Below are 20,362 nucleotides of genomic sequence, written 5' to 3' on the forward strand. Positions count from 1 at the left end.
CTAATTCTCCGGTCAGCTTGCGGTCAGTTAATTGCGGAAGCAGCGAAATTACGGGTCGGCACGTGCTCCGTGAATTGGATATTCATCGCTCTTTTGACACATGAATGTCACCCGTTATTTCTACATTCCTCCTCGATCTGGCGCTTCTTGCTGAAAAAGACGATGCCCAGCTGTCCCTTGCCGGTCGGTAAAAACCATCCATAACTCACTGCCCCAGGATATACATGCCAATTCTCGATAAAAAGGCTTTGCTCACGTCATTGACGACGGTTGCAGCTTGCGTGCTCGCCGCTTGCGGGGGAGGAAACGACGGGGGCGGCGGCTTCTTTCCGATCACCACTCCGCCCGCCAGCACTCCCGGCACGACCTTCAGCGGCGTGGTGACCGCCAGCGGCTACGTGCCGGGCAGCACCACGGGCAACCCGACCCTGAAGCCTGGCTACTACCAGAAGGCCACGGTCTTCGTCGATGCCAACGGCAATGGTGTGCTCGACAGCGGCGAAGTCTCGACCACCACCGATGCCAGCGGCAAGTTCACGCTGACGACCACCCAGACCGGACCGCTGGTGGCCGATATCGGCACCGCCGCGATCAATACCGCGACCGGCGCTACCGTGGCCAGCCACCTGATCCTGCGCGCCTCGACTGCCCAGATCGCCGACCAGGGCGCGGGCAAGATCGTCATCAGCCCGTTGTCGAGCGAAGCGCAACGCCTGGTGGAAGCCAACGGCAGCAGCTACGCGGCCGAAAAGGCCAACCTCGTCGCACGCCTCAATGGGCCGGCCTTCAATCTGGGCACGGCCGCGTTCACCGATCCGCTGGCAGACGTCAACACCCTGGCCGGCGCGACCCAGTATGCGGCGCTGTATGAAGACAACCAGCTGACCAACCGCTACACCTACGCGACGACCAAGCTCGACCGCAAGGACCTGTTCCCCGACAACCTGGCCGTCTTGGGCGGCGATCCCCGCCTCGCAGGTCTGTCGAGCGTGACGCTCACCAACAGCGATGGCACCAAGGCCACCCCCACGGTGCCGACGCAGAAGCAGGCGCCCATTACCTTCGCGCAGGCGCAGCAGGCGGCCTTCAACGTGGAAGGCGTGCCGGCTTACGACAACATCTTCGTCATCGTCGAGGAAAACAAGTCGACCGACGTGATCGTCGGCAACCCGCGCGCGGCCAACATCAACTACATCCTGAACAACTACAACCAGCTGAAGACGTACTACTCGACCGGCAACCCGTCCGAGCCGAACTACACCGCGCTGGGCGGCGGCGACGACTTCGGCATCACCGACGACAACTGGTTCGGTTGCGGCGCCGTTCCCGGCAGCCCCTACGAAATCAAGGACGTCGCATTTGCCGGTGGTGCGGCCTCCGACGGCCAGACCATGCCCGCTCAGGGCAAGCTCCCGCCGGCGAACAGCCAGAGCCGCTCCCATTACTCCGCAGCCGACGCGACTTGCGGTGACAACCCGACCGGCGGCACCGTGCACAACATCCCGGGCAGCAACCTGTTCACGGCGATGTCCAAGGCGGGCCTGACCATCCGCACCTACAGCGAGTCGATGAACCCCGGGCAGGACGTGCGCGCCGACAGCATCCTCGATAACGCCGTGACCGCCACGTACGACTCGAGCAAGCTCAAGGGCGCCACCAGCCTCGACGGCTCCGCCCCGCCCACTCTCGTCGGTTCCCCTAACTTCGCCGCGCAGGGCGGCCTCTACAAGGTCAAGCACGGCCCGTCGATCGCCTTCCAGGGCGCCCGCAGCCTGCCCGATTTCGTGGCCAACAACCGCACCATCTTCGGCACGCAGTACCAGGAAGCGGACTGGCTCAAGTCATCGATCTTCCCGGTTCCGGGCGGCTGGATCTACGACCAGTTCGGCAAGGACCTGGACACGGGCGATGTGGGCAACATCAACTTCATCGTTCCGGACCAGTGCGACGACATGCACGGTGTCGGCTCCGACACGAGCTGCGCGAACACCAACAACGACGGCCAGGCCGCCGGCACCGTGCGCGCCGACATCTACCTGGGCATGGTGGTCAACAAGATCCGCAGCTCGGCGCTGTGGAAGAACCCGCACAAGCGCGTCGCGATCGTCGTGATGTACGACGAAGGCGAAGGCGGCAGCAACGGCTCCTGCTGCGGCTGGAACGCGGGCGGCCCGACTTCCGGCGCGGCGCCGGTGACCGTGGACGCGAGCGGCAAGGCGACAGCCACCACCCCGCCGGCCAACTACGCCGCAGGCAACTTCGGTCACGGCAATTCGATCTTCGGCATCATGTCCAACCAGCAGGACGTGGGCACGGCGAAGAAGCAGGTTGCGGACAGCGATGCATACAGCCACTTCGCGTTCCTGCGCACGCTGCAGGACATGTTCCAGATCGCCGACCCGGCCGTGGATGCGTCTTACCTGAACCGCACCAAATACACGGAAGCGTTCATCACGGCCAACATCCTTGCGCTGCCGGAATACCAGAACAGCGCGGACACGCACTTCGACTCCGTGCGGCCGATCAACCATGCCTATGTGATCCCGGCCAACTACACCCAGAAGCTGTACGCGAACGACATCGTGGGTGTACAGGACGCCCTCACGGGCAAGCTGGAAGGCCAGATCACCCCGCAAGTGGGTCCTGACGCGAGCCAGAACAACGTCTGGGCGACCAAGTAAGCAGAAAGCCGCCCGCCAAGAGGCGGCGTTCCAGGCGGAATCCTTCGCGGGGCCGCCTGGAACAGCTTTTTATGGCCTTCGAGCTCGCGCAAGGCGAACTCATCCAAGGCGACATGGCAGCTCTTGCGAGATGCAACGGTGAATGATGAATCTGGCAATGGACAAGACAGTCCCGCTCGTCATGGCGCTCTCGGTAGCGCTATTGGCTTTGGTGGCTTGCGATGGCAAGAGCACTGCAACGACGGCTGGCAGCGCCACCGGCCCGCGCAAGCCGCCCCTGAGCCTGGGCGCACAGGTCGGGCAGTTAGCTTTCTTCGACAAGAACCTGTCGAGCGGCAAGAATATGTCGTGCGCGAGCTGCCATGACCCGCAATACGCCTACGGTCCGCCGAACAGCATCTCGGTGCAGCTGGGCTCCGACATCACGCAGACCGGCGCGCGTGCCGTGCCCTCGCTGCGCTACAGGGAATCGACGCCGGCCTACGACGACAACGCGCCGAACCCCGACGGCGTGACCACCAGTTCGCCCGGCGGCGGCTTCATGGCGGATGGCCGCGCGGCGACGCTGGCGACACAGGCCGGAATGCCGCTGCTCAACCCGCTCGAGATGAACAACGCCTCCAAGGAGGCCGTCATGAAGGTGGTCCAGAGCAGCACCTATGCCGGCTTGTTCAAGCAGGCTTTTGGCGCCGATGTGTTCGACAACACCGACACCGCCTTCGACGCCCTCGGCCGCGCGATCCAGGCGCTGGAGACTGAAGACATCAGCTTTCACCCGTACAGCAGCAAGTACGACCTCCATGTCTTCAACAAGCTCGGCGGCACGCTGACGCCGGCCGAGCGGCGCGGCGAGGTTCTGTTTCACAGCACCGGCGTCACCAATTGCTCGGGCTGCCACTACACGGGCGCCAACTTCAACGGCAACACCGGCCTGATGACGGACTTCACCTACCAGGCCCTGGGTGCGCCGCGCAATGACAGGTCGATCCCGAACAATCCGGATCCGATTCCGGCCAACGACGACCCGAAATACTTCGACATGGGACTGTGCGGCCCCTACCGCACCGACCACACGCCCGCCACGCCGGACACGCCCAACCCGTACTGCGGCATGTTCAAGGTTCCCGGGTTGCGCAACGTGGCGACGCGGGGTGCCTTCTTCCATAACGGCGTGCTCCACTCGCTGGAGCAGGTCGTCAACTTCTACAACACGCGGGACACCAACCCGGAGTATTGGTACCCCGCCAACAACGACGGCTCCGGTGCGCCGCAGGCCAACCCGAGCTGGGCGTTGCAACCTACCCATGTGCCGGGCGCAACGGTCAACAAGTACAACGACCTGCCGCGCTCGCAGCAAGGCAGCATCGACGAGGAAGTGCCGCTGGGCACCGGCGAGGGCGGCGAGAAGACGCTTGCCAGCGGCACGCGGCCGCGCGCGCCCGGCTCCCCGTCGGTCATGACACCGCAGCAGATCGCCGACCTGGTCTGCTTCCTGGGCACGTTCAGTGACGGTTACCAGCCTCCCTCCGCCGCACCGACCACGGGCAGGTGCGTGAAGTGAAGACGAACACAACCTCAGTCCTTGCCCGACGCGTCGGCGGCGTCGCGTCCCTGCTGGTGTTGCTGGCCTCGCTGGTCTTGCTCGCCGGCTGCGACAACGAACAGGCGCGCTTTCCGGATCGCGACAACTTCACGGCGACAGTCAACGACTATCTCGCGCAGCGCGGGCACGTCTGCCTGGCCAAATACGCCTGGCCGATCACGGTGCCGGCCGGATCGCACGAGCCCGATGCGCAGCAGATGCCGGTGCTCGAAAAGCTGGGCCTGGTGACCGGCAAGGATGTCGCCATCACCGTGCCGGCCCGCGAATACGCGCTGACCGATGCGGGGCGCAAGTACTACCTCCAGGTGCCCGTGGTGATACGCACCACGACGCAGACGGTCACGCACCCGGCCGACTTCTGTGCGGCCACCCTGAGCCTGGATCGCCTGATCGGCTGGGACCCGCCGCAAACACGCGATGGCCGCACCGCGACCTCGTTGCTCTTCACCTACCGCATCGCGCCCGATCCCTGGGCAACAGCGCCCGAAGTGCAGCAGGTCTTTCCGTTGCTGGCGCGCGCCATCCAGCGCGAAGGAACGATGCAGGTGCGCCTTGGCGTTCACCTCACGCGGCGCGGCTGGGTCGCGGACGAACTGGATGCGCACTAGGTCCGCGATCGCCATGCACTGCCTGCTACCCGTAAATCAACCAGAGACCCCATGAATCTCCGCTCCATCCGCCCGGGCCGGCACACCCGGACTTCGATCAAGACCCTGACGGGCATCGCCATCGTCTGTGCGCTGGCCGCATGCAGCGCCAGCCACGATGCCAAGGCACCCACCGCCGAGAACCTCGCGGCTGCACTGGATGACCACTTGGCCCAGCGTGGCGACATCTGCCTTTCAATGTTCGACTGGCCGATCGACCTGACCGAAGCCGAGGCCGGCTCCGGTGCACGCCACGCCATCCAGTTTCCGGTGATGGAACAACTGGGCCTGGTGCACAGCACCACCGTCTCCGTACCGAAGAGCAGCGAGAACCCGGACGGCGCGGTCAAGCGATTCGAGCTGACCGACGCCGGCCGCAAGTTCTACAAGCCGCATCCGTATGCAAACCACGGCACCGAGCACGCCAACGACTTCTGCGTGGCGCACCTCAAGCGCGAGAAGATCGTCGACGTCAAGGTCGATGCATCCGACGCAAGCCATCCGCTGGCGGTGGTGAGCTACACCTACCAGATCGACACGGTGCCGTGGATGCAGAACGCCGACGCGCAGCGCGTGTTCCCGATGATCACGCGCATCACGAATGGCGCGGGCGGGCAGTTGCAACTGCGCCAGGGCTTCACGCTCGGCGACAAGGGCTGGGTCGCCCGGATGGGGCCGGTTTGACTCGCACCTGTGGTGCCTCATGAGCACCGTCATCCGCTTCTCGCCTGACCTGGGCCGCTGGCTCACGCACAACCTCAATGCCGGCCAAGCGCCGCACGCGTTGGTGGCCACCATGCTCAAGCAAGGCATGAACGAGCGCGCGGCGCAGGCCATCGTCGCGGCTTATGTCGATGCGCGCCAGCGTGGCGCAGCGATGCCGGCCGACGCCATCGAACTGCCGGACGAAGCTCCGGCCAGGCCCGTGGCGCGACTTGCACCAGGCACGCGGATTGCAGCGGCCGACCGCGAGATCGTCGTGCACTCGCGCGGCGAAGATCCGGTCTTTGCCGCGCTCGGCAACGTCGTGGATGCCGACGAGTGCAAGGCCATCATCGAAATGGCGCGCCCGCGCCTGAAGCCTTCCACGCTGGTCGATCCGATGAGCGGCCGCGATGTGGTGAGCGACAAGCGCGCCAGCTGGGGCATGTTCTTCCGCCTGGGCGAGAACGATCTGGTCGCCCGTCTCGATCGGCGCCTGTCGGCGCTGATGAACCTTCCGCTGGAAAACGGCGAGGGGCTGCAGGTGCTGTACTACCCGAGCGGCGCGGGCAGCGAGCCTCACTACGACTATCTGGCGCCCACCAACGCCGCCAACCGTGAATCCATCGCGCGAAGCGGCCAGCGCGTGAGCACCCTGGTGACCTATCTCAACGACGTGCAGGACGGCGGCCAGACCGTCTTTCCGCAACTCGGCCTGGCGGTTTCGCCGATTCGCGGCAATGCCTGCTACTTCGAGTACACCGATGAAAACGGCCGCGTCGACACGCGCTCCCTGCACGCCAGCGCGATCGTGACCCGGGGCGAGAAGTGGGTCATGACCAAATGGATGCGCGAGCGCCGCTTCGTGGCCGCCGGCGAAGTCGCGAGGCCCTTCGCGGGGCTTTGAAGATCGTCTTCGTGCCCATCCGGATTTCTGCGGATCGGCGCAAGACCGTTTCAAGGCGCCGACGATCGTCAGCTCGACAGATGTTCCTGTTCGGCATGCTCAACTGGATGTTCACCTGGTTCCGCCCCGAGGGGCGATTCACCTACGAGCAGATGGTCCCGATCGCGACTCAGCTGTTCGTGAACGGCATCTCAGGGATGGACATCGAGCCACGGAAGACAACGCGCAAGCAGTAGCGCGAGCAACTCGAGACCAATCTCTTCGGGATGCTGCACATGAGCCGGGCCCTCGCCGGGTACGGCGTCCCGCCGTGACTCAATAGACATCGCGGCGATAGCGGCCCTGCGCGACCAGGTCATCGAAGACCTGTTCACCCAGAGCCTCGCGCAGCACCGAATCGACGCCCGGAGCCATGCCTTCGAGGCTGCCGCAGACATAGATCACGGCACGCTCGGCAACCCATTGCCGCAACGCATCGGCAGCCTCGCGCAACTGGTCTTGCACGTACCGGCGTTGGGCTTGGTCGCGGGAGAACACCAGGTCGACGCGCTCCAGCGCTCCGGCGGCCTGCCATTGCGCGATGTCCGTGGCGCAGAAGGAATCGTGCGCGGCGTTCCGCTCGCCGTAGACCAGCCAGTTGCGCCCGTGTCCTCGCCGCGCGCGTTCGCGAAGATGCGCGCGCAGGCCCGCGAAGCCGGAACCGTTGCCGATGAAGATGCACGGCACCTCGTCGTCGACCAGCGCAAAACCGGGATTGGGCAGCAGGCGCAGCTCGATGGCGGCGTCAGCGGGAGCCGAGGCGGTCAGCCAGCCCGATGCGATGCCCAGTCCGTCATCGTGGCGGACCTGGCGCACCAGCAATTGCACGCAACCGTCCGTTGTGATCGATGCCACCGAGTAGCTGCGCGGCGCCAGCGGCACCAGTGTGTTGGCCAACGCCTGCGCGGTTGCGGCGGATGTCGCTGTCGTAAGCGTGCTGCGAGACAGGGCATCTTCGAGCGTGCGCTCATGGCCATCGAAGCGGACGAGCGTTCGTCCGTCGAGCCCGGCGCTGCGCAGGAACTGTTCAACCGCGGGGCCAGCCTGGCGCGGCAGCAGTTCGACGAGTGCGCCTGGCTTCCAGGCTTCCGAATCGGGGCGGGCCAGTTCGATCTCGAAGAGGGGGGCACCTTGACTGCCTGCGTTGAGCAGGGTGCGGCGCACGAGGCGCCACGGCTCGAAGGGTGCCACCTTCGGCTGGTGCGTTTGCCAAGTGTCGACCTGCACGGCGAACGTGTCGGCCAGCGACTGCTGCCAGCGCGCGAGGGCGCCGGCATCGCCGTTGCTCACCTCGATCATCGGGAACAGCGCCTGCGCGCCATGGCCGCGCAGATCGTGGTCGAGCGCCCTGCCGAAGCCGCAGAAGTTGGCGTAGTGCCTGTCGCCCAATGCGAGCAAACCGTAGTGCACGTTTTGCAAGCCGGAACCGGTCTGTCGCGCGAACTGGCGTGCAAAGGCGCGCAGGCTGTCTGGCGGATCGCCGTCGCCGAAGGTGCTGGCCACCAGCAGCACCTTGCGGTAGCGCTGCAGCGCATCCACGCTCAGGCGCACCAGTGGCTGCAGCACCACCGCGACGCCAGCCGATTGCAGCACCGCCGCCGTCTGCAACGCGATGCGCTCTGCATGGCCGGTCTGGGTCGCGAAGGTGAGCAGCACGGGCTCGGCGCCGTGGCTGTCCAGTGGCAGGGCCGGGCTGAGGCGTGCGCGTTCGTCGCGCACCGCGCGCTTCGTGCGTCGGCGCCCGAGATAGAGCATCCATCCGGTGATCGCGAACAGCGACAGCCCCAGGCTGCTGAGCGTCATCACGATGCGGCCCGGCAGGCCCCAGTAGGTTCCCATGTGCAGCGGATAGATGCTGTTGACCAGCCGGCCCGCCAATGGCTTGTCGGCGTAGCGTTCATGTTGCGTGGCTTCGCCGGTGACGGCGTCGAGATAGAGGCGGTTGCGTGCGCGCTCGTGCTCCGGGTTGGCACGCAGGTAGGTCGCTTCGATCTGCGTTGCGTTGCGCGTGGGCATGCGCAGCGTGACCAGGCTCCAGTCGCCGTTGGTTTCCTGCAGGAAGGATTGCCACACTCGTTGCAGGTCGGGCTTGGGCGCCGCAGTTGCCTTGGCAGCCGCGCCGCCGGCCTGCATGCGCTGCGTGCGGACCATGCGACCTTCGCCTGCTGCGTTGTCGACCAGCGTTCGCACACCATCGAAGCCCCAGTAGAGGCCCGTCAGGCTGGAGGCCAGGTACGCCAGCAGTGCAATGGTGCCGACCACCGCATGCAGGTTCCAGAGGAATGCGCGACCGGTGAGCGCGAAGTCCAGCTTCAGCCAGGCCCGCCAGGCAAGCGGCCGGCGCGGCCAGCGCAGATAGAGGCCCGACAACGCCAGGATCAACAGGCCCGTGGCCAGGGTGCCGGTGACGGGCTTGCCTGTGTCGCGGGGCAGCAGGAGCCATCGGTGCAGGCTTTCGACGAACTCGAAGAAGGCGTCTCCCTTCGGCTCGGGCAGCAGCTCGGCCGTCCATGGATCGACCAGCCGTACTTCGCCCTGGCGCTGGCCTTCCGGTGGGGCGAAGTTGACGCGCGCCGGCCGCCCGGGTTCGGCAAACACGGTGAGCGTGACGATCCGGCGCTTCGGATGCGCCGCCTGCAGCTGCTGTGCCAGTGCCGCGGGCAACAGCGCCGTCGCGCCGCCCGGGTTGGGCGCATGGCGCAGTTCGGGATTGATCGCGTCGATGATCTCGGCGCGAAAGGAGAGCGTGGCGCCGGTCAGCCCGATCAGCACGAGCACGGACCCGGCCGTGATGCCGATGAACCAGTGGATCTGGAACCAGGCGCGCCTCAGGAGGGCCATGTCGGGAAGTGGGGTTGGGGCCGCCGTGGGCGCGGCTGGGTTGTTGTTGGTGTCAGAGATCGATCTTCAGCGTTGCCTTGACCGAGCGCGGCGTTCCAACGGCCAGCCGCGTGCCGGCCGCCGCCCAGTAGCGCTTGTCGGCGACGTTGTCGATGTTGATCTGCCACAGGGTGCGCTTGCCGAACAGCTGCGTGACGTAGCGGGCGCCCAGGCCGAAGATGGTGTTTCCGCCGATGAACGCCTGGTTCAGGTCGTCCACCGGGCGCCGCCCCGTGTAGTAGGCCCCGCCATTGACCGACAGGCCCGGCACTGCCGCGATGTCGTACGAGAGGAAGGCGCTGGCCGTTTGCTTGGCGGTGTTCTCGGGCATCTTCCCGTTGTACTGCGCGTTGATGTCGCGGAACTCTGCGTCGAGCGATTGGGCCGAGAGTTGCCAAGCGAGTGCGCGGGTCAGGCGGCCCTGTGCCGAGAGTTCGAGGCCGCGGTAGCGCTGCCGGCCGTCGGCCACGAAGGTGTTGGCGCTGTTGGTGTAGGCGCCCGGGCGTTCGATGTCGAACAAGGCGCCGGACAGCAGCATGCCCCCGCTGGTGAGCCAGCGCAGGCCGATTTCTTTCTGCTTGCTCACGCCGGGCGGCATGTGGGCGTTCTGGTTGGTGGTGCCGGCGGGTGCGATTTCGCCTTCCTCGACACCTTGCGCGTACGACACGTAGCCCACCAGGTCCGGCGTGAACTTGTAGCTGAGCGCCGCGAGCGGCGTGGTCTTGCGCACGTCGAATGCGATCAGGGGGATCGTGGCGCTCGCGCCCTGCGTGCTCTCGAAGTGCGTATGGCGCGCACCGACCACCAGTTGCCATTGCGGCGAGAAGGTGATGCGGTCGAGTGCGTAAAGACCCAGTTCCTTGCTGTCCTGTGCCCCGGTGGTGGGCCGGGTCGGGAGCGCGGTCAGCGGCAGGTAGCCGATGACGACCGGGTTGTACAGGTTCTGCGCGGTGCTCGCGCCGCCGTAGTTGCGCTGGTAGATCGGATCCTGCGTTTTCTTGCTCTGCGCGGCGCCGATGGTGAGTTCGTGCTGCACGCTGCCGGTCGAGAAGGTGCCGAAAAGCTCCGTGCGGAACAGGTCGGAGGTCTGCTTCAGGCTCTGGTCGTTGCCGGTGATGCGGCCTGCGCCGGTCAGCACGTTGTAGTTGCTGAAGCTGGCGAGCCTGCGGTCGCGCTCGGCTTCGGAGTGACCGGCTTCCACCGTCAGTGCCCAGTTGTCGCTGAGCGAATAGTCGGCGCGCAGCTGGGTGTTGGTGACTTCGGCGTCGAAGACCGCCCAGGCCGGGCCCAGCAGCCTGTCCGGGTCGGGCAGGGCTGGCAGGGTGATCACGCCGTTGACGGCCGCCGGCCTCGTGATGCCGGCCTGCTCGGTGATGCGCTTGCGGTAGTTTTCGACGTCGGCCTTGAGGGTGAGGCGGCTGTTGACGCGCCAGTCGAAAGCGGCCGACACGAACCGGCGATTGCCGTCTATGCCGTCGATGTTGGAGCCGACGCGGCCGCCGGCCGCGTTGATTCGCACCCCGAACTGGTTCTGGTCGCCGAATTGGCGCCCGATGTCGGTGGAGGCCTGCAAGGAGCCCTTGTCGTCGACGGTGAGGCCGACGGAAGTCACCGGCGTGCTGCCGGCGCGCTTGGTCACCAGGTTGATGATGCCGGCCGGCGTGGTGAAGCCGTAGTAGAGCGCAGAGGCGCCCTTCAGCACCTCGACGCGCTCCTTGTTCTCCATGGGGATCTCGGAGACGTTGGGAATTGCGAGGGAGCCGTTGAGCCGGTAGTTCGTCCGGTTCTCGACCGCGATGCCGCGGATCACGAGCTGGTCGAAGGTGTCGCCGCCGTTCTGCTGGCGCGTCACGCCGGCGGTGTTGCGCAGCACGTCGTAGATACCTGTCGCGCCCTGGAGTTCGAACACGTCGCTCGTGACCGTGTTGACCGTCGCGGGAACCTCCAGGATGTTAGCGCCCCGGAATGTGCCGGCCTCCACGGTGTTCGCGACGAATCCGTTGGCCGCGCTGGATTGCACCGTGACTGTGCTGAGTTGCCCGGACGCATCGGAGGCGGGATCGGGCGTTTGTGCGTGAGAGTAAGAAACGGCGCCCGCGAGCGCGAGTGGCGTTGCCAGAAGAAGCTTGTGCATGGAGCGTGCGAGCCCGCGCCGCGTGCAAGCGCGCAGTACTCAAAGAGAATTCACGCGAAGTTTATCTCATGCGTACGGATGAGAATCATTCTCTATTTTGTGCGGGTGCCTTCGATGCGGAGTTTGCTGCTAGAGCTCGCGCCACCAGCGCCGCCCCGTGTGCGGCTGGGCCAGCGACAGTTGTTCGCCCATGGCCGGTGTGGCCAGCTCGATGCCGGCTGCTTCAGCCAGTGCCTGGATGCGGTCGAAGGGCTCGTGCCAGGCGTGCATCGCCAGGTCGAAGGTGCCGTTGTGCACGGGCATCAGCCAGCGGCCTTTGAGATCGAGATGGGCCTGCAGCGTTTCTTCGGGCTGCATGTGCACTTCGGGCCACTGTGCGTCGTACGCGCCGGTTTCGAGCATCGTCACATCGAAGGGGCCGAAGCGCTCGCCGATGGTCTTGAAGTCGGCGTGGTAGCCGGTGTCGCCGCTGAAGAACAGGCGCAGGTCGCCGGCCATGATCACCCACGACACCCACAGGGTGCGATCGCTGTCGGTAAGGCTGCGCCCGGAAAAATGCTGCGCCGGCACCGCCACCAGCCGCACGCCCGCCACAGCCGTCTGCTGCCACCAGTCGAGCTGCTGCACCTTGGCCGCGTCCACGCCCCAGGCGATCAGGCGGTCGCCCACGCCGATGGGCGTGATGAACACATCCACCTTGGGCGCCAGCTTCATGATGGCTGCGTGGTCGAGATGGTCGTAGTGGTCGTGCGACAGGATCACGCCCTTGATCGGCGGCAGATCGTCGATGGCAATGGGCGGCGCATGAAAGCGCTTCGGCCCCATCCACTGGAACGGTGATGCGCGTTCGGAGAACACCGGGTCGGTAAGCCAGAACTCGCCGGCGAGCTTCAGGAGCAGGGTGGAATGCCCGAGACGGAACAGGCTTGCGTCGGGTGCGGCGGCCAGTGCTGCCGCGCTGAGGGGCTGCACCGGAATCGGCGCGCGCGGCACCGTGGTGTCGGGCTTCTGCGTCAATATGCGCCAGGCGATGGCGAGCGTCTTGGCGAAGCCGGGTTCTTCGCGCGGCACGACGTTGCGGAACTTGCCGTCAAGCTGTCGCGGCGACGAGGCGCGAACGACGGGCTCGCTGCGGCGAAGGCAGAGGGACTGGTTGGTCATGCGGAGCACTCCGATCAAGAGGGAGGATAAAAAGTACACCACGCGGTGTAATTTTTCGGAGTGTACAGCGAAATTCAAAAAAGTAAACTCAGCGGTGTAAAATCCGCCCATGACCCAGGCTATACGTCTTACCGACCGCAAGCGCGAGGCGATCGTCCAGGCCGCCATCGCCGAGTTCCGCGCCAGCGGCTTCGAGGCTACGAGCGTCGACAAGATCGCCGCCCGCGCCGAGGTTTCGAAGCGCACGCTGTACAACCACTTTCCGAGCAAGGACGAACTCTTCGCCGAGATCCTGCGCGTGCTGTGGGAAAGCGCCGCGAGCCAGGAAGAGCTGCCCTATCGCGCCGATGCGCCGGTGCGCGAGCAGTTGCTGGCGTTGCTGATGCAGAAAATGTCCCTGCTGGCCGACGACAACTTTCTCGACCTCGCACGCGTGGCCATCGCGGCCGCCATCCATTCGCCCGAACGCGTGCAGGAGATGATGAATCGCCTGGGCCAGAAGGAAGGCGGGGTGCTCGGCTGGATTCGCGCCGCACAGAAGGATGGCCGCCTGAAGGCAGGCGACGCTTCACTGGCCGCGCAGCAACTGGAGAGCCTGGTCAAGGGCGTGGCCTTCTGGCCGCAGGTCGCGCTGGGCCAGCCCAAGCTGGCGCCGCGTGCGCAGCGGCAGATCGCCAATGCGGCGGTAGACCTGTTCCTCAGCCACTACGAGGCATAAGCCAAGACTCGCGCTGCACGCGATTACGGCCGTCCGCGCCCGCAGGGTGCCGACGGCCGTAATTTCGTGCGTCACTTTCATCCCCACCAACGCGGCTGCCGTCAACCCTCAAGAGCGGAAAACAGCTTCACCACTAAATACTTGACACTTAAACTATTGAGTCATAAATTTACGGCACCACGAGAGTTCGTGTGCGGCTTTCGGTGGCATCGCCCGTAACGCACTTGTTCAATCAGCAGCGCGCTGATGCGCGCATTCAGGAGTTGCAAATGTCCATGCTCAAGATCGCAAAGCTCTTCACCGCCGCTTTCGGCGCCGCAGTCATCGCAACGGGTGCGGCCAGCGCTGCCACCGCCACGACGGCAAAGCCCGGCATCGTTCTGGTGCACGGTGGTTTCGTCGACGGTTCCGGCTGGGAAGGCGTCTACAAGATCCTCACGAAGGATGGGTACGACGTCACCATTGTCCAGAACCCGACCATCTCGCTGGCGGACGACGTCGCCGTCACGAAGCGCGCAATCGCCGCCCAGAAGGGGCCGGTCGTTCTCGTCGGCCACTCGTATGGCGGTGTCGTCGTCACCGAGGCAGGCAATGACGAAAAAGTGGCGAGCCTCGTCTATATCGCTGCGTTCGCTCCCGACAAGGGCGAGTCGGTCGACTCGCTGATCAAGAACCCGCCGCCTGGCGCGCCGGTGCCCCCGATCCTCCCGCCGGTCGACGGCTTCCTGATGCTCGACAAGACGAAGTTCGCTGCCTCTTTCGCAGCGGACGTGAAGGGCGAAACGGCCGCGTTCATGGCGAATTCGCAGGTGCCATGGGGTGTTGCAGCCCTCGCCGGCGCGGTGAGCGAACCGGCATGGAAGTCGAAGCCGAGCTGGTACCTCGTGGCCAAGGACGACAAGATGATCCCGCCGCCTGCGCAGCGCAACATGTCCAAGCGCGCGGGTTCCGTCGTCACGGAAGTCCCAGGCAGCCACGCCGTCTACGTTTCGAATCCCAAGGCTGTTGCTGCGTTGATCAAGCAAGCCGCGAACAAGGTGTCTGTCGCCACCGCCAAGTAATGAATCCGGAGGCTGCCTGGTGCGACGCACCGGGCAGCGCCGTCAGTCAACGCTTGTGCTCGCGCGCCAACTCCTTCAGCGCGAGAAAGCCGTCTTCCAATGCAAGATCGAATTCGGGAAAGTTCTTCGGAGAGCGCGCCACCTGCACATCGATGATGTCCGTCTCCTTGCGCTCCATGAGCGTCCAGGAAAACGCGTGAGGTTCAACCTCGTCGATGATGACCCGCAACTGGCTTGCCGGGACCATGGTGCGTTCCAAGGTGCGGCCTCAGGCGGTGTTTCAGTGTGCTGCCAGGACCTGCGCCTGATAGGACACATCCAGCAGCTTTCCCTTTCTCGCGTAGTAGCGGTCGATCCGCCACTCCTTCAGGATTTCCATCGCAAGACTGAAGGTGCCGAGGCTAAGCGTGTAGAGGCTGGCAAGAGGGAAGTCGTCCTCGGATTCCAGGGCCAGCACGAGTCGGGCCAGAGTCAGGGACTCCTCGCCGTTCGGGTCGGTCGTGATGATCTGGCGTGCTTCTTTGATCGCGTTCATCGGGGTCCTTTGTGGGGTCTTTCGAGCGCTGTCACTGCGGCGAACCGCAGCCTTGGCCTACCGGCAGCCGTCAAGGGGCACGTGCTTTCGCTTGTTTCAAAGCGATGCGTCGTTCCTTCGCATACCGCGCTCTCCGGATTTTTATATTCTTTTTACAGCCCGCTCCCAAGATTTATCCCTGTTTTTACGCGCGCCTGCAGAGACTCACTGACTTGTTTCGTTTGCAGGAGTGATGAATGGACATCGTGTGGATTGCCGCTATTGCGGTCATGTGGGTCGTAGTGGCCGAACTGGTAGTCGGGCTGCACAAGCTCGATACGCCCAAGGGAGAACGGCCATGATCGGACTTGAAGTCCTCTACGGGTTCGCCGGGCTTATCGCCGTGATCCTGTTCGCCTACCTCGTCTTTGCGCTCATCTGCGCCGAGGAGTTCTGATCATGAGTAGCTCGGCCTGGGGGCTTCTGGCCTTCTATCTCGTCGTGCTGCTGTTGCTTGCATGGCCGCTCGGACGTTTCCTGGCGGCGATGTGCAATGGCCATATGCCGCGTTGGACTCAACGCGTCGAAGCACCTCTCTACAAGCTTGCCGGGGTCTCGCCCGACAGCTCCATGCACTGGCGCAGCTACGCCTTTGCGCTGCTCGCGTTCAACGCGGTCGGTGCACTGGCTGTCTATGGCCTGCAACGACTGCAGGGCTGGCTGCCGTTCAACCCGGCGGGCATGACGGCCGTGTCGCCCGACTCGGCCTTCAACACCGCGGTGAGCTTCGTCTCCAACACCAACTGGCAGGGCTATGCCGGTGAATCGACCATGAGCTATCTCACGCAGATGCTCGGCCTCACGGTGCAGAACTTCTTCTCCGCCGCCACGGGCATTGCAGTGGCCTTCGTGCTGGTGCGCGGCTTTGCGGCGCGCCGCACCGACGGCAAGGGCTTCGTGGGCAACTTCTGGGTCGATGTCACGCGCATCACGACCTGGCTTCTGCTGCCGATCTCCTTCGTGCTCGCGATGCTCCTCGCGGGCCAGGGCGTGATCCAGAACTTCGACGCCTACAAGACGGTGGACACGCTCGAGACCACCGCCTTCCAGCAGCCGAAGAACGACGCCAACGGCCAGCCGCTGAAGGACGACAAGGGCCAGCCGGTGATGGAAGACGCCACCACCAAGACGCAGACGCTCGCCATGGGCCCGGTCGCTTCGCAGGAAGCCATCAAGATGCTCGGCACCAACGGCGGCGGCTTCTTCAATGCCAACTCGGCGCATCCGTACGAGAACCCGACGGCGTTTGCGAACCTGCTGCAGATGCTCGCGATCTTCGTGATCCCGGCGGCGCTGTGCTTCACCTTCGGCCGCGTGGTCGGCGACATCCGCCAGGGCTGGGCCGTGCTCGCGGCCATGACGGTGATCTTCGTCATCGCCGTGGTCGTGCTCACCCCTGCCGAGCAGGCCGGCAACCCGCTGCTGACGCCGCTGGGCGTCGACCAGGTGTCGAGCGTGCTGCAAAGCGGCGGCAACATGGAAGGCAAGGAAGTGCGCTTCGGCATCGACGCCTCGGCCCTCTTCGCCGCCATCACCACGGCCGCCTCGTGCGGCGCGGTGAACGCCATGCACGACTCGCTCACCCCGCTCGGCGGCATGGTGCCCATGGTGCTGATGCAACTCGGCGAAGTGGTGTTCGGCGGCGTGGGCACCGGGCTCTACAGCATGCTGATCTTCGCGATCCTGGCGGTGTTCATCGCCGGCCTGATGATCGGCCGCACGCCCGAGTACCTCGGCAAGAAGATCGAGGTCTATGAGATGAAGCTCACCTCGGTCGCCATTCTTGTGACGCCGATCCTGGTGCTGGCCGGCACGGCCGTTGCCGTGATCGCCGATGCGGGCAAGGCCGGCATCGCCAACCCCGGCGCGCATGGGTTCTCGGAGATCCTGTACGCGCTGACCTCGGCCGGCAACAACAACGGCAGCGCCTTCGCGGGCTTGTCGGCCAACACGCCGTTCTACAACGCGCTGCTGGCGGTCGTCATGTGGTTCGGCCGCTTCGGAGTGATCGTGCCGGTGCTCGCCATTGCCGGCGCGCTCGCCGCCAAGAAGCGCCTTCCGGTCACGGCCGGCACCATGCCCACGCATGGGCCGCTGTTCGTGACGCTGCTGATCGGCACCGTGCTGCTGGTGGGCTTGCTCAACTACGTGCCGGCGCTCGCGCTGGGACCGGTCGTCGAGCACCTGATGCTGTGGGCGAAGTGAGGCCCGGACCATGACTACAAAGACCAATACTTCCCTTTCGCTGTTCGATGCAGCGCTTCTGCGGCCCGCCCTCTGGGCCTCCGTCACCAAGCTGAGCCCGCGGGTGCAGTGGCGCAATCCGGTGATGTTCATCGTCTACATCGGCAGCATCCTGACGACGCTGCTCTGGGTGCATGCGATGAGCTTCCCGGGCGACACCGGCATGAAGCCCGCCTTCGTGCTGGCCGTGACCATCTGGCTATGGTTCACCGTGTTGTTCGCCAACTTCGCCGAAGCACTGGCAGAAGGCCGCAGCAAGGCGCAGGCCGCCTCGCTGCGCGGCCTGCGCAAGGACACCTGGGCCAAGAAGCTGCATGAGCCGCACCACGGCGCGCAGTGGCTGCCCGAACAGGCGCCCAACCTGCGCAAGGGCGACGTCGTGCTGGTCGAGACCGGCGACGTCATTCCGCTCGACGGCGAAGTCATCGAAGGCGTGGCCTCGGTCGACGAAAGCGCCATCACCGGCGAATCGGCGCCCGTGGTGCGCGAATCGGGCGGCGACTTCTCGGCTGTGACTGGTGGCACCCGCGTGCTGTCCGACTGGCTGGTGGTGCGCGTCTCGGTGAACCCGGGCGAGTCGTTCCTCGACCGCATGATCACCATGGTCGAGGCGGCCAAGCGCCAGAAGACGCCCAACGAAATCGCGCTCACCATCCTGCTGGTTGCGCTCACGCTGGTGTTCCTGATCGTCACCGCCACGCTGCTGCCGTTCTCGATATTCAGCGTCGGTGCATCCAATGCGGGAACCGTGGTGTCGCTCACCGCGCTGGTCGCGCTGCTGGTGTGCCTGATCCCGACCACCATCGGCGGCCTGCTGTCGGCCATCGGCGTGGCCGGCATGAGCCGCATGATGCAGGCCAACGTGATCGCCACCTCGGGCCGTGCGGTGGAAGCCGCCGGCGACGTCGACGTGCTGCTGCTCGACAAGACCGGCACCATCACGCACGGCAACCGCCAGGCCACTTCGTTCCTGCCCGCGCCCGGCATTCCGAAGGCCCGCCTGGCCCGCTCTGCGATGCTCGCATCGCTGGCCGACGAAACGCCCGAAGGCCGCAGCATCGTGGAGCTGGCCCGCCGCGACGGCCTCGACGCAGCGACGTCGGTCGAGGGCGCGCATTTCGTGCCCTTCACCGCGCAGACCCGCATGAGCGGCGTCGACCTGCCCGCCGCGCCGAACAGCCTCGACACTGACGCCGTCCAGCTGCGCAAGGGCGCGGTCGATGCAGTGCGCCGCCACGTCGAAGCGCTCGGCGGCAGCATGGCGCCCGAGGTGCTGCGCGCGGCCGAAGAAGCGGCCCGTCGCGGCAGCACGCCGCTGGCCGTGGCCGAAGGCAACCGCGTGCTTGGCGTGGTCGAGCTCAAGGACATCGTCAAGACCGACATCAAGGAGCGCTTTGCCGAGCTGCGCCGCATGGGCATCAAGACGGTGATGATCACCGGCGACAACAAGCTCACGGCCGCGGCGATCGCGGCCGAAGCCGGCGTCGACGACTTCCTGGCCGAAGCCACGCCCGAAGACAAGCTCGCGCTCATCCGCCAGTACCAGGCCGAAGGCCGCCTCGTGGCCATGACCGGCGACGGCACCAACGACGCCCCCGCGCTCGCGCAGGCCGACGTGGCCGTGGCCATGGGCAGCGGCACGCAGGCTGCGAAGGAGGCCGGCAACATGGTCGACCTCGACTCCAACCCGACCAAGCTGCTCGAAGTGGTGGAAACCGGCAAGGCGCTGCTGATGACGCGCGGCTCGCTCACCACCTTCTCGATTGCGAACGACGTGGCGAAGTACTTCGCCATCATTCCGGCGATCTTCGTATCGACCTATCCGCAACTGGGCGCGCTCAACGTGATGCGGCTCGCGAGCCCGTCGTCGGCCATTCTGAGCGCGGTGATCTTCAACGCGCTGGTCATCGTGTTCCTGATTCCGCTGGCATTGAAGGGCGTGCGCTACCGGCCCGTTGGCGCCGCCGCGCTGCTGCGCCGCAACCTTGCCATCTATGGCCTGGGCGGCCTGGTCGTCCCCTTCATCGGCATCAAGTTGATCGACTGGCTTCTTGTAGCCGTCCATCTCGTCTGAGGAGTTCCCAATCATGAACAACAACGGCAATATCGTTCGTCCCGTGCTCGTGGTCTTTGCACTGCTGAGCGCACTCACCGGCCTGATCTATCCGATGGCCGTCACCGGCGCCGCGAAGGCGGCGTTTCCGTCGCAGGCGGCGGGCAGCCTGATCGTGCTCGACGGCACGACCGTGGGCTCGAGGCTCATCGGCCAGAACTTCAGCGACCCGAAGCACTTCTGGGGTCGTCCGTCGGCCACCGCGCCGCAGCCCTACAACGCGACCGCCTCGGGCGGTTCGAACCAGGGGCCGCTCAACCCCGCGCTGACCGATGCGGTGAAGGCGCGCGTCGAGGCGCTGCGCGCGGCCGATCCGGGCAACACCGCGCCGGTGCCGGTCGACCTCGTCACGGCTTCGGCCAGCGGGCTCGACCCCGACATCAGCCCCGCCGCCGCGCAATACCAGGCCGCCCGCGTGGCGCGCGTACGCGGCGTGCCGATCGAGCAGGTCAACGCGCTGATCGCCAGCAACACCCAGGCTCCGCTGTTCGGCTTGCTGGGCGAGTCGCGCGTCAACGTGCTGTCGCTCAACATTGCCCTCGACAAGGTGAAGTAAGGAGCGACGACTCCCGCGTCGCGCGAGCTGCACCATGGTGACTGACCTGTTCCACGTCCTTTGCGCGATGGCGGCGCTGTTCATTCCTCTGGGGTTCGCGTGGTTCATCGTGTCCCGCACTGCGCGCCGGCATTCGCGTGGAGCCAGGCGCAGGGAGTCCAAGGCGAGCAGTCCTGCCTCGCGCAAGGGCCCCACGCAACGCTAGCAGGCCTTGTCCATGCAAGATGTCATTCGCCCGGACCCCGATGCCCTGCTGGCCCAACTGCGAAACGACGAAGCGCGCGCATTGCGCGGCAAGCTGCGCATCTACTTCGGCGCCAGTGCCGGTGTCGGCAAGACCTG

The 20,362-nt window shown here is 65.6% G+C and carries 17 protein-coding genes; 12 read left to right on the top strand and 5 right to left on the bottom strand.

Annotation, left to right across the window (positions count from 1 at the left end):
- Nucleotides 1–224: 224 nt before the first annotated feature.
- The 6 genes from BMW87_RS31615 (at nucleotide 225) to BMW87_RS35610 (ending at nucleotide 6,776) form a co-directional block, all read left to right on the top strand.
- Complete coding sequence (locus BMW87_RS31615; RefSeq protein ID WP_093081852.1) at nucleotides 225–2,681, top strand: alkaline phosphatase family protein; 2,457 nt, start codon at nucleotides 225–227, stop codon at nucleotides 2,679–2,681.
- 157 nt (nucleotides 2,682–2,838) lie between these two features.
- On the top strand, nucleotides 2,839–4,242 hold the full coding sequence (locus BMW87_RS31620; RefSeq protein WP_093081854.1) for a cytochrome-c peroxidase: 1,404 nt from the start codon (nucleotides 2,839–2,841) through the stop codon (nucleotides 4,240–4,242).
- Nucleotides 4,239–4,892, top strand: a complete 654-nt coding sequence (locus BMW87_RS31625) for a hypothetical protein (RefSeq protein ID WP_256216991.1) — start codon at nucleotides 4,239–4,241, stop codon at nucleotides 4,890–4,892. The genes BMW87_RS31620 and BMW87_RS31625 overlap by 4 nt, the downstream gene beginning before the upstream one ends.
- A 51-nt stretch (nucleotides 4,893–4,943) precedes the next feature.
- A complete protein-coding gene (locus tag BMW87_RS31630) occupies nucleotides 4,944–5,615 on the top strand; it encodes a hypothetical protein (protein ID WP_093081857.1) in 672 nt (223 codons plus the stop codon).
- A 19-nt stretch (nucleotides 5,616–5,634) separates the two neighbouring features.
- A complete protein-coding gene (locus BMW87_RS31635) occupies nucleotides 5,635–6,540 on the top strand; it encodes a 2OG-Fe(II) oxygenase (RefSeq protein WP_093081859.1) in 906 nt (301 codons plus the stop codon).
- Entirely contained in the window at nucleotides 6,477–6,776 is a 300-nt protein-coding gene (locus tag BMW87_RS35610) for a TetR-type transcription factor C-terminal domain-containing protein (RefSeq protein WP_256216992.1), read from the top strand. The genes BMW87_RS31635 and BMW87_RS35610 overlap by 64 nt, the downstream gene beginning before the upstream one ends.
- Nucleotides 6,777–6,855: 79 nt before the next feature.
- Here the strand turns inward: BMW87_RS35610 and BMW87_RS31640 are convergent, their stop codons facing one another.
- The 3 genes from BMW87_RS31640 to BMW87_RS31650 all read right to left on the bottom strand — a co-directional run bounded on the left by BMW87_RS31640 (nucleotide 6,856) and on the right by BMW87_RS31650 (nucleotide 12,754).
- Nucleotides 6,856–9,420, bottom strand: a complete 2,565-nt coding sequence (locus BMW87_RS31640) for a PepSY domain-containing protein (RefSeq protein ID WP_093081862.1) — start codon at nucleotides 9,418–9,420, stop codon at nucleotides 6,856–6,858.
- A gap of 52 nt (nucleotides 9,421–9,472) precedes the next feature.
- The gene (locus BMW87_RS31645) at nucleotides 9,473–11,593 is read right to left on the bottom strand and encodes a TonB-dependent siderophore receptor (protein ID WP_093081864.1); all 2,121 of its coding nucleotides are present in this window, start codon (nucleotides 11,591–11,593) and stop codon (nucleotides 9,473–9,475) included.
- A gap of 129 nt (nucleotides 11,594–11,722) precedes the next feature.
- Nucleotides 11,723–12,754: an MBL fold metallo-hydrolase gene (locus tag BMW87_RS31650; protein ID WP_093081867.1), complete on the bottom strand. Its 1,032-nt coding sequence runs from the start codon at nucleotides 12,752–12,754 to the stop codon at nucleotides 11,723–11,725.
- A 109-nt stretch (nucleotides 12,755–12,863) separates the two neighbouring features.
- Between BMW87_RS31650 and BMW87_RS31655 the strand changes: the two genes are divergently transcribed.
- On the top strand, nucleotides 12,864–13,472 hold the full coding sequence (locus BMW87_RS31655; protein ID WP_093059556.1) for a TetR/AcrR family transcriptional regulator: 609 nt from the start codon (nucleotides 12,864–12,866) through the stop codon (nucleotides 13,470–13,472).
- Nucleotides 13,473–13,663: 191 nt separating this feature from the next.
- Nucleotides 13,664–14,533: an alpha/beta hydrolase gene (locus BMW87_RS31660; RefSeq protein WP_256216993.1), complete on the top strand. Its 870-nt coding sequence runs from the start codon at nucleotides 13,664–13,666 to the stop codon at nucleotides 14,531–14,533.
- Between the two features lie 46 nt (nucleotides 14,534–14,579).
- On the opposite strand, the gene BMW87_RS31665 is transcribed toward BMW87_RS31660, so the two are convergent.
- Complete coding sequence (locus tag BMW87_RS31665; protein WP_093081869.1) at nucleotides 14,580–14,792, bottom strand: hypothetical protein; 213 nt, start codon at nucleotides 14,790–14,792, stop codon at nucleotides 14,580–14,582.
- 21 nt (nucleotides 14,793–14,813) lie between these two features.
- Nucleotides 14,814–15,068 (bottom strand): hypothetical protein, encoded by a 255-nt coding sequence (locus BMW87_RS31670; protein ID WP_093081872.1) that lies wholly within the window; start codon nucleotides 15,066–15,068, stop codon nucleotides 14,814–14,816.
- 337 nt (nucleotides 15,069–15,405) lie between these two features.
- On the opposite strand from BMW87_RS31670, the gene kdpF reads away from it, so the two are divergent.
- From kdpF to kdpC, 4 genes are read left to right on the top strand one after another with little or no spacing between them, the layout of a single operon-like run.
- Nucleotides 15,406–15,504: a K(+)-transporting ATPase subunit F gene (gene kdpF / locus BMW87_RS31675; protein ID WP_093059552.1), complete on the top strand. Its 99-nt coding sequence runs from the start codon at nucleotides 15,406–15,408 to the stop codon at nucleotides 15,502–15,504.
- A gap of 2 nt (nucleotides 15,505–15,506) precedes the next feature.
- The gene (gene kdpA / locus BMW87_RS31680) at nucleotides 15,507–17,312 is read left to right on the top strand and encodes a potassium-transporting ATPase subunit KdpA (RefSeq protein ID WP_093081874.1); all 1,806 of its coding nucleotides are present in this window, start codon (nucleotides 15,507–15,509) and stop codon (nucleotides 17,310–17,312) included.
- A gap of 10 nt (nucleotides 17,313–17,322) precedes the next feature.
- Nucleotides 17,323–19,425: a potassium-transporting ATPase subunit KdpB gene (gene kdpB, locus BMW87_RS31685; protein ID WP_093081877.1), complete on the top strand. Its 2,103-nt coding sequence runs from the start codon at nucleotides 17,323–17,325 to the stop codon at nucleotides 19,423–19,425.
- A gap of 13 nt (nucleotides 19,426–19,438) precedes the next feature.
- Nucleotides 19,439–20,020: a potassium-transporting ATPase subunit KdpC gene (kdpC, locus tag BMW87_RS31690; RefSeq protein ID WP_093081880.1), complete on the top strand. Its 582-nt coding sequence runs from the start codon at nucleotides 19,439–19,441 to the stop codon at nucleotides 20,018–20,020.
- The last annotated feature ends 342 nt before the right edge of the window (nucleotides 20,021–20,362 follow it).

Origin of the sequence: Variovorax sp. OV084, assembly GCF_900111625.1 — a bacterium.
In the GTDB taxonomy this organism is placed as follows: Bacteria; Pseudomonadota; Gammaproteobacteria; order Burkholderiales; family Burkholderiaceae_C; genus Variovorax.

Coding starts and splice junctions, on each gene's coding strand:
- BMW87_RS31635 (WP_093081859.1), top strand. CDS start 5,635: ATGAGCACCGTCATCCGCTTCTCGCCTGACCTGGGCCGCTGGCTCACG.
- BMW87_RS31645 (WP_093081864.1), bottom strand. CDS start 11,593: ATGCACAAGCTTCTTCTGGCAACGCCACTCGCGCTCGCGGGCGCCGTT.
- kdpC (WP_093081880.1), top strand. CDS start 19,439: ATGAACAACAACGGCAATATCGTTCGTCCCGTGCTCGTGGTCTTTGCA.
- BMW87_RS31670 (WP_093081872.1), bottom strand. CDS start 15,068: ATGAACGCGATCAAAGAAGCACGCCAGATCATCACGACCGACCCGAAC.
- BMW87_RS31640 (WP_093081862.1), bottom strand. CDS start 9,420: ATGGCCCTCCTGAGGCGCGCCTGGTTCCAGATCCACTGGTTCATCGGC.
- kdpB (WP_093081877.1), top strand. CDS start 17,323: ATGACTACAAAGACCAATACTTCCCTTTCGCTGTTCGATGCAGCGCTT.
- kdpF (WP_093059552.1), top strand. CDS start 15,406: ATGATCGGACTTGAAGTCCTCTACGGGTTCGCCGGGCTTATCGCCGTG.
- BMW87_RS31650 (WP_093081867.1), bottom strand. CDS start 12,754: ATGACCAACCAGTCCCTCTGCCTTCGCCGCAGCGAGCCCGTCGTTCGC.
- BMW87_RS31615 (WP_093081852.1), top strand. CDS start 225: ATGCCAATTCTCGATAAAAAGGCTTTGCTCACGTCATTGACGACGGTT.
- kdpA (WP_093081874.1), top strand. CDS start 15,507: ATGAGTAGCTCGGCCTGGGGGCTTCTGGCCTTCTATCTCGTCGTGCTG.
- BMW87_RS31620 (WP_093081854.1), top strand. CDS start 2,839: ATGGACAAGACAGTCCCGCTCGTCATGGCGCTCTCGGTAGCGCTATTG.
- BMW87_RS35610 (WP_256216992.1), top strand. CDS start 6,477: ATGGATGCGCGAGCGCCGCTTCGTGGCCGCCGGCGAAGTCGCGAGGCC.
- BMW87_RS31655 (WP_093059556.1), top strand. CDS start 12,864: ATGACCCAGGCTATACGTCTTACCGACCGCAAGCGCGAGGCGATCGTC.
- BMW87_RS31630 (WP_093081857.1), top strand. CDS start 4,944: ATGAATCTCCGCTCCATCCGCCCGGGCCGGCACACCCGGACTTCGATC.